The 15,390-nt window shown below is 41.0% G+C and carries 15 protein-coding genes; all 15 read right to left on the reverse strand.

Annotated elements, in window-relative coordinates; genetic code table 11:
* Positions 1 to 24: 24 nt before the first annotated feature.
* The gene (locus NST80_RS08875) at positions 25 to 1,380 is read right to left on the reverse strand and encodes a metallophosphatase (protein WP_073686768.1); all 1,356 of its coding nucleotides are present in this window, start codon (positions 1,378 to 1,380) and stop codon (positions 25 to 27) included.
* 273 nt (positions 1,381 to 1,653) lie between these two features.
* Positions 1,654 to 1,884, reverse strand: coding sequence for a Blp family class II bacteriocin (locus NST80_RS08880; RefSeq protein WP_002884558.1), 231 nt, complete (start codon positions 1,882 to 1,884; stop codon positions 1,654 to 1,656).
* A 479-nt stretch (positions 1,885 to 2,363) separates the two neighbouring features.
* Positions 2,364 to 3,707 (reverse strand): DEAD/DEAH box helicase, encoded by a 1,344-nt coding sequence (locus NST80_RS08885; RefSeq protein WP_002884262.1) that lies wholly within the window; start codon positions 3,705 to 3,707, stop codon positions 2,364 to 2,366.
* A gap of 73 nt (positions 3,708 to 3,780) precedes the next feature.
* Positions 3,781 to 4,803 (reverse strand): phospho-N-acetylmuramoyl-pentapeptide-transferase, encoded by a 1,023-nt coding sequence (gene mraY / locus NST80_RS08890; RefSeq protein WP_265107493.1) that lies wholly within the window; start codon positions 4,801 to 4,803, stop codon positions 3,781 to 3,783.
* Position 4,804: 1 nt separating this feature from the next.
* A complete protein-coding gene (gene pbp2X / locus NST80_RS08895) occupies positions 4,805 to 7,072 on the reverse strand; it encodes a penicillin-binding protein PBP2X (protein WP_265107492.1) in 2,268 nt (755 codons plus the stop codon).
* A 3-nt stretch (positions 7,073 to 7,075) separates the two neighbouring features.
* Positions 7,076 to 7,396 carry a cell division protein FtsL gene (ftsL, locus tag NST80_RS08900; protein WP_002891750.1) on the reverse strand — a complete coding sequence of 107 codons (321 nt, stop codon included), beginning with the start codon at positions 7,394 to 7,396 and terminating at the stop codon, positions 7,076 to 7,078.
* Positions 7,397 to 7,398: 2 nt separating this feature from the next.
* Positions 7,399 to 8,349: a 16S rRNA (cytosine(1402)-N(4))-methyltransferase RsmH gene (gene rsmH / locus NST80_RS08905; RefSeq protein WP_002888254.1), complete on the reverse strand. Its 951-nt coding sequence runs from the start codon at positions 8,347 to 8,349 to the stop codon at positions 7,399 to 7,401.
* Positions 8,350 to 8,462: 113 nt separating this feature from the next.
* Complete coding sequence (locus NST80_RS08910) at positions 8,463 to 9,491, reverse strand: hypothetical protein (RefSeq protein ID WP_265107491.1); 1,029 nt, start codon at positions 9,489 to 9,491, stop codon at positions 8,463 to 8,465.
* Between the two features lie 30 nt (positions 9,492 to 9,521).
* Positions 9,522 to 9,977, reverse strand: coding sequence for a Wzz/FepE/Etk N-terminal domain-containing protein (locus NST80_RS08915; RefSeq protein WP_265107490.1), 456 nt, complete (start codon positions 9,975 to 9,977; stop codon positions 9,522 to 9,524).
* A gap of 140 nt (positions 9,978 to 10,117) precedes the next feature.
* On the reverse strand, positions 10,118 to 10,516 hold the full coding sequence (locus NST80_RS08920) for a DUF805 domain-containing protein (protein WP_175061970.1): 399 nt from the start codon (positions 10,514 to 10,516) through the stop codon (positions 10,118 to 10,120).
* Between the two features lie 101 nt (positions 10,517 to 10,617).
* A complete protein-coding gene (locus NST80_RS08925) occupies positions 10,618 to 11,016 on the reverse strand; it encodes a DUF805 domain-containing protein (RefSeq protein ID WP_002884632.1) in 399 nt (132 codons plus the stop codon).
* Between the two features lie 97 nt (positions 11,017 to 11,113).
* Entirely contained in the window at positions 11,114 to 11,530 is a 417-nt protein-coding gene (locus NST80_RS08930) for a DUF805 domain-containing protein (RefSeq protein ID WP_049545893.1), read from the reverse strand.
* Positions 11,531 to 11,623: 93 nt separating this feature from the next.
* Positions 11,624 to 12,874 carry a glutamate-5-semialdehyde dehydrogenase gene (locus NST80_RS08935; RefSeq protein ID WP_265107489.1) on the reverse strand — a complete coding sequence of 417 codons (1,251 nt, stop codon included), beginning with the start codon at positions 12,872 to 12,874 and terminating at the stop codon, positions 11,624 to 11,626.
* 1 nt (position 12,875) lies between these two features.
* Entirely contained in the window at positions 12,876 to 13,679 is an 804-nt protein-coding gene (proB, locus tag NST80_RS08940; RefSeq protein ID WP_004183407.1) for a glutamate 5-kinase, read from the reverse strand.
* A 119-nt stretch (positions 13,680 to 13,798) separates the two neighbouring features.
* Positions 13,799 to 15,388, reverse strand: coding sequence for an ABC transporter permease (locus NST80_RS08945; protein ID WP_342504597.1), 1,590 nt, complete (start codon positions 15,386 to 15,388; stop codon positions 13,799 to 13,801).
* Positions 15,389 to 15,390 lie beyond the last annotated feature (2 nt).

Raw genomic sequence — 15,390 nt, forward strand, 5'->3', positions numbered from 1 at the left:
TATTCTGATGCTGTAATAATGTCTCTATATCTTATCCCAATTGGCACCATTTTTTCCTAAATACTTGGCCACAAGTCCCCTTAACAAATCTGGAAAAAGAAGAGTAACTTCCTTTTCCTTAACTGTAGGGAAGTAAGAAGCAAAGTAGTACTGGTCCACAAGGACCAAACTAAATTTCTCATTGGAATCTACAACCCTTCTATTATACAACAAATTACCGTTTTTGTAAGCAAAATTCCCCGTGATTACTTCACCAAATGTCTTCCCTCTAAATCCCATACCTTTAATAGCTTGATTTTTAAGGAGTTCAGCCTTAGTAAAAACTTCCTGACAGATTTCTTTGAGTTCTTGTCCTGTCACGACTAGACGTGCCATCCGCATCTGGTGAGGAAGGGCTTCTTGCAGGTCTGCCATGGTCACTTGAGGACCTAGTGTTTTCATGATAAGTCCAGTATTTAAAAGCGTTAACTGACTATGAGTCTCCTGACAAACAGCCTGTAAAACCAATTGACAGGTCTCATCAAAATCTAGTTCTCGACCTAGATTAGCTACCTTTTTCTGAGCTAAACGACGATGGCCTTCCTCACGCATAGCCTTGATAAAGGCTTCGTCCTCCTTGTCTAAATCCAAGATGTAGGACTTGGTGGGAATAGCCTCGACCTGACATTCTATCAATTGCCCATTTTCCACAGTAAGGTCAATACAACCAAGATAATAACCATATCTGTCAGCAGCTGCCAAATAGGTTTCATTGACTAATCTGCCCTCTTCAAAAAGGTGATGCGTGTGACTCCCGATAACAAGGTTTACCTGCGGATAAGTCTCTGCAATCTGCTCATCATAACGTACACCTAGATGGCTAAGAACGATGATTATATCTGCATCCCTTACCTCAGGACGAGCCAAATCCTCTTCCAACCTAGCCATAGGCTCTAACACCTGCCAACCGTTGGGAGCATAGGTAATGTAATATGGGAAGGTGTAGGCCAAAAAAGCAATTTTTGTACCCGCCTTAGTTTTGTGGATAAGATAGGGCTTGCCCCATTCAGGTTGTCTCCCCTCATCCTTGAGATTTCCTATGATCGGCTGAAACTTAGCCTTCTCATAAAGACAGTCTAGCTCATCCTTGGCCAGACCAATCCCCTCATTATTTCCAATAGTCGCATAGTCTATCCCCAACTCATTCATCAGGGCCACATTAAAACGCCCAGCGGTCGCATCAGACAAGGGATGGGACTTATCCACATTGTCCCCAAGATCTGCCTTAATCAACTCTCTATCCGTCTGACTCAAATCATCCACAGCTCGCTTGAGTTGTGGATACTGTTCAAAATGAGAGTGTAAATCATTGATATGAAGAATTCGAATCGTGTCTTTCATGACTCCTATTGTAGCACTTTTGCTATAAAAAAACTTGACAATCATTCTGCCAAGTTTTTACATGCTATTTTTCAAACAGGAACGTATTCCTAGTTAACTTTCTTTTTAACATATTCTTCTGCGAGATGATAGACGTCATCTGCTAGGGATATACTGACATAGATGCACACAATTGAGAAAATTTCTCCTCTAAAGTGTTGCCAAGCAAAGAATATAAGCCCATAAATTAGGAGAGCAAGTACTATTTGGCCAAAAAATTGACTCAGTAATCGCCTAATAACGACAAATAAGGCCATAAGTAATCCCATCTTTAATACCATAACCAATACCCTTTAAGGCTGCACCTTGCCAAGTACCTGTTTGAATACCACCTTTAATGGCTCCTCCAACAGCCCCGACGCCTACGGCAGCTGTAGCTCCCCAAAAACTACATGCTCCACCCTTAACAGTAGAAAGATCTTCGGAATTAAGTGAGTTAAAATTGTTAATGATTTGTGTCGTCATTAAAACAACCTCCTTTAAAATATTTTTTAGCCTTTTCTCAAAAGCTATGATTGTATTATAGATAGAAAGCCAACAAAAAAGTAGTGACATAAATGTCACTACCTGATTTTGAGAGTTGACTCAACTAATAACCTCAAACTTACACATTATTTTACTTTAAACGGAAAGCTTCTTAAAAATGTCTGTGATAAAACTATTTAAAATCTGTCATAGTTTCAGTTCTTAAGACAGCCAATTATTTTGCGAGTGTAGTGAGCATATACTGAGACTTGTCACTGTGATAATGACGACTAAGACTTTGTAGTCATAAGCGTTGGGAAGTTTTGAGACCTTAGGCTCAAAAGAAAAATATATCTTCAAACTAAATAAGGTCTTTTGAGTTTCCAAAAAGTTTGATAATAATCAAAAAAGCTGAAACACTTTGGTTTCAACCTCTTGAATTTTTAAATTAAAATTTGCTCTCACCTAGAAGCCAATACTTAGAAACTTTGCTTCTTAGCTTTACGCTCAGCACGCCCCTTAGCACGGTTAGCCGCACGACGCTCACGTTTGCGTTTCTCGTCAACCTTCCACTGAATTTTCTTCTTGTAGCCAGGTTTGATTTTTTTCTTTTTCTTCTTAACCAAACCGATCATTTCCGTATCAAGTTTTTGATAGGCTTTTTCACGGTTGGCACGACGGTCACGGTCATAGGTATCTTGAAACTCGCCGTCCTTATAGACTTTAGGTTCAAAGGTAATCCCCATCTTTTCAAGCTCACGAATATCTGAGTCGTCACTTGGTTGATAGAGGGTAATGGCTGTTCCTGACAAACCATTACGTCCTGTACGTCCTACACGGTGAACAAAGAAAGACAAATCCTGAGGGATGGCATCGTTGATAACATGGCTAACCCCTTCAATATCAATCCCACGCGCTGCAAGGTCAGTCGCTACAATGTACTCAAAATCAAGCTTCTTGACTTGATTCATGATACGCTTACGCTCACGTGGTGGAATACCTCCATGAATTTTGGCAACCTTAAGACCATTTGACACTAGGTAGCTGTGCAAATCGTCAGCACGTTCCTTGGTATTAACGAAAATCATTGCCAAATATGGCTGCATCCCCTTAAGCATCTCAAGAATCTGTTCATTCTTGTTGCGCCCCTTTGTAGATACCAACCAGTTATCAATGGTGTCTGCAATAACTGTTGAAGTTTTGATTTGTTCCATGACTGGATTGGTCAAATATTTCTTCAAGAATGGTTGCAGTTTTTGAGGGATGGTTGCTGAGAAGACCAAAATTTGCACTTCTTTAGGAAGGCTTGCCGCAATCTTGTCCACAGTATCCAAGAATCCCATGTCCATGGTCATATCAGCCTCATCAACAACAAAAGTATGGGCCTTGTGGATAGCCAAGTCCCCAGACTTAACTAAGTCATAGATACGCCCTGGTGTCCCAATAACAATATGAGGTTGGGCTACCTTGAGTTTCTCAATCTGACGTTGCTTGTCTGTACCACCCACATAGTTAACCACACGAATTTCAGTATCAGAGTGTTTAGCAATCTGTTTTGTTGCTTGGTAAATTTGTGTCGCCAATTCACGTGATGGCGCTGTAATAACAACTTGAACATCGCCACTCTTTGGATTGAGTTTCTCAAAAATTGGCAAGAGGAAGGTATGTGTTTTCCCTGAACCCGTCTTTGATTCACCCACTAAATCACGACCTGAACGAACCACTGGAATCAATTTCTGTTGAACAGGCGTCGGCTCCTTAAACTTGATCTCATCAAGAGCCTCCTGAATAAATGTTTTAAAATTAAAATCTTTAAATGACATATTTTCTTACTTCTTTTCTATCTAGTCTATCCCTATCATTATAACAAAAAAAGAGCATTTCTGCTCTTTTCATTTATTTCATAACGTTTCCAAGAACCATCCAAAGGGTAATGGTACTTGCAAGTGCTCCAACTGTCCAAAGGAAAGCATCAACCTTCCATTCTGACCATTTGTCACCCTTACCCGAGATACCACCCAATTCGAGATGATGGTGGAATGGTGTCATACGGAAAATACGACGACCTTCACCATACTTACGTTTAGTGTATTTGAAGTAGCTGACCTGCAACATAACAGAAGCTGTCTCAAAAACATAAACTACACCAATCAAGAGTAGTGTCCACTCCACACGTAGGGCGATGGATATAACTGCAAGCATGGCACCAAGTGACAAGGAACCGACATCCCCCATAAAGACCTTGGCTGGCTTGTGGTTAAAAACAAAGAAACCAAGAAGGGCCCCAATCATAGTGATGATGATTGTTAAAATAGCGAACTCATCCTTGACAAAAGCGATAATCCCATAGGCAATCAAGCTGATAACCACAGAGATAGAAGCTAAACCATCAATACCGTCTGTCAAGTTCACAGCATTTGAGAAACCAACAATCCAGAATAGGACAAAGAGAACATAAAAGACACCGAGGTGAATGGTTAATCCACCAATAGCTAGGCTATCTGTCCCACTAGGGAGTACGTGGATAAAGTAGAAAAGCAAACCCGCAATAATCTGCAAGGCCATCTTTTGCCAAGGTTTAAGTCCCTCATTGATTTGACGGAAAATCTTAAGGAAATCATCAAGGAAACCAATGATTCCATAAATCAAAATGACAAAGAGAATCCCCGCTGTGGCACCATAGGCTTGGTGTCCCTCGCTAAAGACGTGGAAGTTGAAAATCAAGCTAACCAAGATAGCAACTACTAGGAAGACTGTCCCTCCCATAGTTGGTGTTCCAGCCTTAGCCAAATGCTGCTTCACATCTTCATGCATTTGTTGGCCACCGATTTTCTTGATTTTGTAGTAAGTAATAAAGTGAGGCATGGCGAGCACCGTCAACACAAAGGCGGCCACACCTGCTATCAGACTCATAGTCATCTTAGTCTCCTAAAGTAATGGTAATCTTCTTGGTTTTAGACAGGGCTTTTCCTGCCGCAACACTTTGTTTGGTAACAGTCCCTGACTTGCCACCCTTATAAGTAACTTTAATGCCTTTCCATTTGGCAAAGGTTTCAACGTTCTTCTTGGTCCAACCATACATGTCTGGAAGTTCTGTGAAGTCATTGGTCATGATAAGAATCTGTTCATTAGCCTTAATATTGGCTTTGGCATCTACAGAAACCTTCTCAATCTTATCACCAACCCCCAGAACAATTGGATGAATCAAGTTTTGACGAAGGGTGTTAGCTATCTCACCTGGACTCTTACCGATAATATCGCCGGTTTGATAACTCGTTTCCTCGGTCTTTTCACTACCTTCAGACACAGAAGTATCTAGGGTGTCTCCCATAGACATGGCTTCTTCCAAAACCGGGTTAACCACAGTCGCATAAAAATTATTATCCCAAGTCTTAGGCTCCAGAACAGTCACATACATGATGTATTCTGGATTATCTGCAGGAACCATGGCCACAACTGAGTTGAGAGTTTCATTAGTCCCATCTTTGTAAGTCCCAGTCTTTTCATCGGCAACTTGGGCCGTACCAGACTTAACCGCTACGTCATAGTTACCGACCTTGATAATAGGTGCCCCTTCAGATTTATTGTAAAGGGTACCGAACTCTGGATCCGTACCAACGGAGATCATATAGTTACGCGTTTCAGAAGCAGCCTGCTTAGAAACTGGCTTACCGATAACTTCCTTCTTAGCTGTACGAGCTGTACCTTGGTTAACATCGGCAACTTGTTTGATAAATTGAGGTTCCAACATTATACCGTTGTTTGAAATAGCGGTAAAGGCTCGAAGCATTTGGACCTGAGTCACCGAAATCCCTTGTCCAAAGGATGATTGAGCTATATTAACAGAGTTTCGAGAGACAACCCCTGAAGACTCACCAAACATCCCAAAACGGGTTGGAAGACCAAATTTGAAAAGAGATAAGTAGTTAGACCAAACTTTATCTCCCATCTCTTGTTCCAGCATGGTCATAACAACGTTACTTGAATAAGAGAATCCTTGAGCAAACGTCATGGTGCGACCTGTTGAGATACCTTCATTGATTGACCAGTCATTGATTTCAACGTCATCAACCTTAATACCATTGGCATTACTGTAGGTCGCATTGGGATTGAAGCTTCCATTGTTGATAGCAGCCGACAAGAGCATGACCTTCATGGTTGATCCAGGCTCATACTGAGCTTCGTAAAGACGGTTAACCCAGTCATAGTTTTTCTTAGCCTGTCCTTCAAGGGTATCAGAATTATAGGTCGGACGTTGTGTCGTTGCAAGAATTTCACCTGTCTTAGCATTGACAACAGTCGCCGAGGCATTTACCCCTTGCGTCTGCTCCATAAAGGTATCCATCTGCGTTTCTAGGAAGGTTTGAAGAGGCGCTGACAAGGTTGTATAGATGTTCTTACCATCGATAGCTTCCTTGGTAATGGTTTCCGTACCTAGAAGCGTATTACCGTTTTTATCCTTCTCATAGATGGCTTCACCATCTGTCCCAGTCAAGAGGCTATTGAGCGAGCGCTCCAAACCAGTTTGACCAATCAAAGAATAAGAGCCGTCTTTTTTATTTTCAACAGCTTCGGCACGACCAAGAAACTCTGATGCGAAGGTCCCATTAGGGTACATACGTGACGTTGTTGCTTCAAAGGCCATCCCCTTAATTCCCGCATCTTTAAAGGCTTTCTCTAGTTCTTCTTTAACAGAGTAGGTAATTCCCTTCCCCTTTAGTCCAAAGGAAACTTGATAGGCACCCTTGGTACGCAATTGAGCCAAGGAATCACTCTTTTCAATTCCTAGCTTATCCTTTAAAATATCAGCAACCTTGTCAAACTGACTATCTTGGACATAGAGTTTTTCTTGAGTCGCTGACACATAGCTGGTCGACACGATTGCGTAAATGGCATAACTAGTTGAATCCTCAGCTAAAACATTTCCATTTCGGTCATAAATCGTTCCACGCTTGGCAGCCACTGTGGTCTTAGTGTTATAAGACTTAGCAGCCTGGGTCGACAAATCGACACCAAACTTACTGTCTGTCCCGATAATCACGACAAAGTTGATAATAAAGACGAAAAAGATAAAGATGCTGAGAACCATAAGGTTCTGACCAACGTGCTGTCGGTTCTGGGCTGGCTTTCGCCTATCCCTAACGACATAGTTTAGAAATAAATGTTTAAGTTTTCTTAATCTGTTCATTGGCTATTTCACACTCTTAATACTATCGTTATTAATAGACAGGCCTGCCTTATTAGCAATCTCTTTAATACGGTCAGAGTTAGTCAACTCATTAACCGCCTGCTTAGCATTGTTAAGCTCTGTTTTTTCATCACTAATCTTGCTATTAAGGTCTGTGATTTGTTGCTTGATAGCCTGATTACGCCCTTGTAAAAATACAACAGCGATACTCATCACAATAGCTGTCAAAACAATTGCCGAATAGAAGGCCTTTTCCATACGCGTCATAAAACGAATATGGTTTCTAATGGCTCTATTAACAATCTGATGTTCCTTATTTTCCATAATTATTTCCTGATTTTTTTAGCCACACGCAATTTAGCAGAATGCGAGCGGTTGTTAGCTTCTAATTCTTCCTGACTAGGTAGGATTGGCTTACGATTAACTAAGGCTACCTTAGGTTGGAGGTCTTCAGGAATAAAAGGTAAACCTTTAGGCACATCTACCGTACTGGCTTCCTTGAAAAGCTGTTTAGTCAATCGATCCTCCAAAGAATGGAAGGTAATGACCGAAATACGACCATCTACAGCAAGTAAATCCAAGGCCTCTTGAATAGACTCATCCGCAGCACCAAGCTCATCATTCACTTCGATGCGAATAGCTTGAAAAATTTGCTTGGCTGGATGGCCTTTCTTCTTCAATTCCTTAGCAGGCTTAGCCGATTTAATGATTTCCGCCAGTTCCGTCGTGGTCTCAATTGGTTTAACCTGACGAGCCTGTTCAATCTTACGTGCAATCTGTTTAGAGAACTTGTCCTCACCATACTTGAAGAAAATACGCACCAAATCGTTGTAAGGATAGGTATTGACCACATCATAAGCGGTCAAGCTCGCCTCCTCATTCATGCGCATATCCAGCTTAGCATCCTGTTTATAGGAGAAACCACGCTCACGCTCATCCAACTGTGGGCTAGAGACACCCAAGTCATAGAGAATGCCATCAATTTCAGACACCCCCAAGGCTTCAAGATTGGACTTGAGATTACGGAAATTATCCTTGATGAAAGTCACCATACCCTTATCAATATAGTCCTTGAGACGCACTTGAGCATTATCAATAGCCTTTTGGTCCTGATCAAAGCAGTACAAATGACCCTTTTCAGATAATTGCGACAAAAGATAAGACGAATGTCCTGCGCCACCCAAGGTCGCATCAACATAGATACCATCGGGCTTGATATCAAGCATATCAACAGTTTCGTGTAAAAGAACGGTTACATGGTGAAATTCATTAGTCATAACTTTTATTATAGCACAAGAATGGAGAAATTGTCTCGTTCTGTAAGTTGACAGGATAGTAAAAAAGCCAGACCCAAGGCCTGACTCTTTAGTTCCTATATCATCTGATAAGATTAATCCACTCTGTAAAAATAACTTTCCTCAGATGGCACTCCATTCGTTGCTAAGATACGGTCCTTACTGTTATCTCCCGCATCACTTGCATCACTAACTCCCTTAGGACAAAGCTGAATTGGGGTATTCCCTACTGGACTAGAATCAACATAAGTTAAGGTATATATATCAGACACATACTGATTGGGTGAGACTTTGTCGATAGGATAAGTATAGCCCCAGAAATCCAATTGCCCATCCGAAGTAATGGTGATGGTCTTTCCATTTGAAGATTTCCATGTCCCTACAGCTGATTTGTAGTTGCCGTTTTTGAGTTCATCAGGCTTGAGGGCTGATGAACTTGTTTGAGTTTGTGACGATGTGCTCGAGCTATTATTAGTAGGGGCACTGCTCAGATCCTTCCAATCCCAATTAGAAAGATCAACCTCATCTGCACCCGAATCACTGTCCTCTTTTACAAGAGACTGACCATCACTACTAAAGCGGTAGCCTGCACCTCCACCAGCCATAGCACCAGCACTACCATAGTAGCTGAAGGTGTTATCCATGAGGTAGGCCAATGTCATACGCTCACCCAACATGCCCAGTTGTGAACCTTCTGTCAGACGAACAACCTGACCACTATCCTTAGAGATAGTGTAAATATCCGTAATCACATGTTCTTTAAAAAGTTTACCTGGCTTAAAAGCAAGAATCAACTCATCAACACCATTACCATCCAAATCACGGTAAGTATAGACCGTTGAGGCAGGACTTGTTTGAGAATTAGCATAGGTCACCACCAAAGGATTAATTGAAGCGTCAGTTTGATTGTCAGCTACAGCTGTTTGATACTTGCTGATGATGGCATCATAAGCAGAGGTATCTACTTTCTTCTCTTCACTTGAACTTTCGCTACTATCTGATTGGGACTGCTCTACTGATGAAGATGAAGTCGTCGCTGTTAAGCCATTCTGCAGGTTTGAACAAGCTGTCAAGAGGACTAAACTAGACAAAGCCGTCACTAACACTAAAACTTTACTTTTCATTTTTAGTCTAACTTTCCTTCTCTTTGACTCTTATTCTGCTGTTCCAGAGCTAACATCTGCGCTGTAGGCAGGGGCTGTATAGCTTGAAGCCTCACTATGTGACTCGGTATAAGTTGTTGGTGGCACATAGTTATACTGAGGCGCTTGATAAGTCTCTTGTGCTGAAGAAGGCGTTGGCGCCGATGCTACCGCAGGAGTTGAGCTTGCTTCTGTCTGACTAGCTGCTTCTACCGTTGAGCTTGCTGACGATGATTCGCTTGAAGACTCACTTGAAGTTGAAGAAGATGACGACGAACTTGAGCTCGATGACTTGGATGAAGCCTTGGGTTTGCTTGATGATGATTGCTTAGTCCCCACCTTAACTTGGACCTTAGCATGATTCTGCGCAGGTTGCAAAAAGACGATAGCCAGAGCCAAAAGGATAGCTGGTAGGGTAAATGCCAAAATAAGATAACGTTTTTCTTTTAAATGACGAATTAGTTTCATAGAATATTCACATTTCTTAAATATATTTTAGTATTGATTAGTCTCAGATAAGATTATATCAGAAATATTAAAATGTGCAACATTAACATAAAACTTTTTTGACATCAGAAAAACCAACTCTTTGAGTTGGTTGATTGTCGTTATTGCTGTGGGTTATCGACGTTGTTCAATGGCACTTCTACTTCTGTTGGTTGACACAGTAGAAAAATAAGGATAAAAATACCGACAAATGGAATTAAAGGAATAAAAATATACGGCCAATTATAGCCAGCATCACGCAAACGACGAACAGTTATAGCAATACCAGGTAAAACCGTAGCAACACCATAGGCAAAAAAGATAAGTAGTAAAATAACTCCAATAGTAAATAAATCGCTTGATCCTGTTTCAGCTGCCATTCTTTCAAACACTGCTAGGAGCAAATACCAAGCAAATAAAATCAATACATGTGCCGAATATGCAAACCAGTAATCTGAAGGTGTTGAACGTCCCGTAAAATCAACATAGCCCTTCCAAAATCTTTTGTAGGCTTCAATCATAATTAAAATTCCCCTTTTTTATGTTACTCTCAGTATAACAAGAGAAGAGGAGCTTGACAAATCAACTAAAAAAACAGCCTAGCAAGGCTGTTAAGTCATTATTATTGCTGTGGGTTATTGAAGTTGTTGAATGGATACTCAACCTTAGTTGGTTTACACAACAACACAATTAAGATAATACCACCTACAAATGGGATAAATGCAACAAAAATATACGGCCAATTGTAGCCAGCATCACGCAAACGACGAACAGTTACAGCAATACCAGGTAAACACGCAGCAATACCATAGGCAAAAAAGATAAGTAGTAGGATAAGTGAAATAACAGCTAAAAAGCTTGAATCAGTTGCACCTGCAATTCCTCCAAATACTGCTAACAACACATAAAAAGCAACGACAGTTAACATATTTGCCAAATATGCAAACCAGTAATCTGAACGTGTTGAACGTCCCTCAAAATCTACGTAGCCCTTCCAAAACTTCTTATAAGCTTCGATCATAATAAAATCTCCTCATTTTTTGATAATACTACTATACCAAAAGACCGGTCTTCTGGCAAATTGACTAAGGAGCAGCCTATAAGGCTGCTAAGCACTTTTATTGCTGTGGGTTATTGAAATTATTAAACGCTACTTCTACCTTTGTTGGTTGTAAGGTTAAGATAAAAATAATAAAACCACCAAGATATGGAATTAGCGATAGGAATATCAAGGCCCAGTGGTAACCTGCATCTCGTAAACGACGTACTATGATTGCAATGGATGGTACAAGTGAGGCCAACGCATAGACTCCAATTCCTAACACTACAATATAGACCAAAATCATTTGAAAACTATATGGATCAGATGTATACGTAGAGGAGTCTCCTCCTAAAATCATTATTAGTATGAGTAAGAAACTAAACAATAAATAAACCAAGCATTGCGCAAGAACATTAAGCCAATAATCTGAACGCGTTGAACGTCCCTTAAAATCTACATAGCCCTTCCAAAATTTTTTGTAGGCTTCAATCATAATAAAATCCCCCTTTTTTATGATACCCCCAGTATAGCAAAAGCTTTATACTCTAGCAAATAGACCAAAAAAGCCCCATGAGGAGCTTTTTGTTTATTCTCTAATTTGACCTTGGCCATTAATATAGAACTTGGTTGAGGTAAGGGCCTCAAGTCCCATTGGACCGCGGGCGTGCATTTTTTGGGTTGAGATTCCGATTTCAGCACCTAGTCCAAAGACGAAGCCATCGGTGAAGCGGGTTGAGGCATTAACATAGACAGCTGCAGCGTCAACATCATCTTGGAATTGCTCCGCACGACTGATATCCTGAGTTACGATAGCCTCTGAATGCGATGTCGTGTAAGTATTAATCCATTTAATAGCCTCATCAAGGCTGTCTGCCACTTTAACAGACATAATATAGTCAAGAAACTCTGTCGCAAAATCTTCTGGTAAGGCTGAAACAGCTTTGTCCATCACTTTCAAGGCACGCTCATCCGCACGGAACTCAACAGCCTGAACTTTTGAAATAGCTTTTTCCAAATTAGGTAAGAAGTCTTCCGCAATATCAGCATGAACGACGAGAGATTCTGCAGCATTACACACGCTTGGTCGTTGAGTCTTGGCATTGATGACAATCTGTGTCGCCATATCTAAGTTAGCATATTTATCCACATAAATATGACAGTTACCAACACCCGTTTCGATGACAGGAACCTTGGCTTTTTCTTTAACTGTTTGGATGAGACGTGCTCCACCACGAGGGATGAGCAAGTCTACATACTTAGTCGCCGCCATGAGTTCCTCTGCTACCTCATGAGAGGTATCTTCAACCAGCTGAACAGCATCTGCTGTGATACCTGCATTTTCCAAAGCCTTACGGGCTACTGTAACCAAGGCCTTGTTGGAATTGATGGCATCACGTCCTCCTCGGAGAATGATAGCATTATTGGTTTTAAAGGCAAGGCTAAAGGCATCGATTGAGACATTGGGACGGCTCTCAAAAATCATAGCGATAACACCCATAGGAACACGCTTTTGAACAATTTTGAGACCATCCAGATTCGTATAGCCACGAACTACTTGACCGATTGGGTCCTGAAGATCTGCCACCTGACGGACACCCTCAGCAATTCCTGCGATACGGTCTTCCGTTAAGAGCAAACGATCTTGCATAATCTCTGAAATACCATTTTCCTTGGCATTTGCCATATCCTTAGCATTTTCAGTGATAATATAGGCACTCTCAGCTACTAGAGCTTTAGCTACCTGATTTAGAAGGTCGTTTTTAGCTGCTGTTGATAATTTAGCGATCTGACGACCTGCCACCTTGGCCTGTTGGCCTAGTGTATCGATATATGTCATCTTAGTCCTCCTGTTTAAAGAGTGTACCAATCTTGGCTCCTTCTAGGACACGAAGGATGTCACGTGGATTTTCACCATTCATCAAAACCATTTGGCTATGATTTTCAAAAACCATCTGGGCAGATTTAATCTTACTCATCATACCACCCGTACCAAATTTACTACCAGCACCACCAGCTGAGGCCAGAATTTCCTCGGTAATCTCTGGGACATAGCTACGAAGGGTCGCATCCTCATAAACATTTGGGTTCTTATCAAAAAGCCCATCAATATCTGACAGCATGATAAGTAGGTCTGCACCAACAATCTTAGCAACAATAGCAGACAAGCGGTCATTGTCTCCAAACTTAGTCGCATGGTCCATTTCATCTACGCTGACAGCGTCATTTTCATTCACAACTGGGACAACTCCAAGCTCGAAGAGGCTCTCAAAGGCATTGATGGCATTGGCCAAACTCTCGGGATACTCAACCACATCACGCGTCAAAAGCAACTGAGATACCTTGGTCTGATAATGTGAAAAGACCTGAGAATAAAGGCTCATCATAGCCACCTGCCCTACACTTGAGACAGCCTGTTGCTTACCGACTTCAGCCGGTCGCTTGTCTAGGTCTAGGACATTGAGACCAAAGCCCATGGCACCAGAGGATACGAGGACAACCTCAATACCTTTATTATGCAAGCTAGAAATGACAAAAGCTAATTGATCGATTTTTTCAAGATTAATTTTTCCTGATGGTAAAACCAGAGAGCTAGTCCCGATTTTGATAACCAGGCGTTTTACTGAGTCAAAATTTCGTTTCATGTTTATGATTATACACTAAATTCAGGTATTTTAACATATATAATGCATAAGTTTACATATTAAAGATTTTCAGTAAAAAAGAGTCCCTCCAATCGGAGAGACTCTTTAAACAGTTTGTTCTAGGCAAAAAATATGGCTCTAATACGTTTCCAACGTCTGCGGTCAACAAAGAGATAAACGATTAAGGCAATTAAAGCTATAAGCCCAGATACTATAGCGTTGACTACTAGGGCAATCCAGAACTTACTTGCAAAGAAGACAATACCTCCTAGCAAGGCAGCGATGAAAATTGTAAGAATAAAGATACCCATATAGAGCCACTGTCCGCCACCCCGATTGAAGAGCTGAGTGACTTCCTGCCAATTCACTTCCAATAATTTTAGGTCACGTTCAAAGAAATAGCCACCTACAAGATAGGTTGTTACGAGAAAACCAAGAGCGAAACTTGCCACCAAAATAGGATGGAGATGTGCAAGGAATATTAAACCAAGTCCTCCTAGTAAGAGGGATACACCGACTTGCAAGCCATAGAAAATCCAAAACTTTTGACGAAGATAGTCACCCGTATTGATTGGCAGGCTACGGATAAAGTCAAAGTTTGTTCCCTCTAAGGAAGTTGCCACCCCAAGAAAACTTGTTGGTTGCGCTGAAAAGAAACCAAAGGCAATTCCGACTAAAAGCATGAGCCCGAAATAGTCTGGACCTAAATCTTTCAAAAAGAACGCACCTCCACCCAGCATGATCATATATAATACTGGTACCACATAGGTATTGATAATGAGGGTTGAGTTTCCCAAAGTAGATAAATGATGGCGAACCAAGACCTGTCTTTGACTTCGAGTAACAACTTTTACCTGAGTCTTTCTAGCCTTTTTGTTATAAATGGCTTCGTGGAAATAACGAGGCATTCTGACTTTATAAAACCAAAAGCCCAAGATAAGCACTAAGATAAGAGGAAGATAAAAATTTAGTAGAGCCTCCGGAGATAGAGGAGCAGCTACCACATCATAGTAACCTCTTAGATAAGGCAATAAAGGAAAATCAATATGTCCAGCACCCTTAATATAACCATTAAGAAAACCAACCATCATGATAGGGAACATAATCAATAGGGTTGACAGGGTCATCAAAATAGTCGAATAGAGCTTTTGATGTGAACTGCGAACAATCAGCGTTCCAATACTATTAGACAGAATCACTGAAAAAACGAGATTGATAAAGAGAGAAACGATAAAGGATAGCAGCCCCACGACTATCCCCAGTGGGCCAATAAATTGCCAGTAAGCTAGAATGAGAAGACTAAGGATAGGTACCATGAAGGTCATCCCAACCATAGAACCTGACAAGGTCTTGGCCAAAAAGACTTCTGATGGCTTTAAGGGGAGAGGCAGATAAGCCTTGCTATCCTTACTATCGTAAAAGGTACTATAGAGAGCCGTAAAAGTCTGTAGAAGCCCCATGATTGAAAATGTCAAAAGATATAGGGTTAAGACTCCAGGATTGGCCTTATAATCGACACCTACAAAAAGATAGCTATATACAACCGTAAAAATAATTAAAATCAAGAATTGTTGTCTAAGCATGGCATTAACGATGGAGAAATTAGCCTTTTTCTTTTTCTCCTGACGTTTCTGTAGGTTAGTTACCGCTTGAGGATTTGCATAGAGGAGATTAATTTTAAAAAGCTCCCAAACATGGTTCCAGTTCATGA

This window comes from Streptococcus sp. FSL K6-1323 (genome assembly GCF_038630745.1).
Lineage (GTDB): Bacteria > Bacillota > Bacilli > Lactobacillales > Streptococcaceae > Streptococcus > Streptococcus salivarius_D.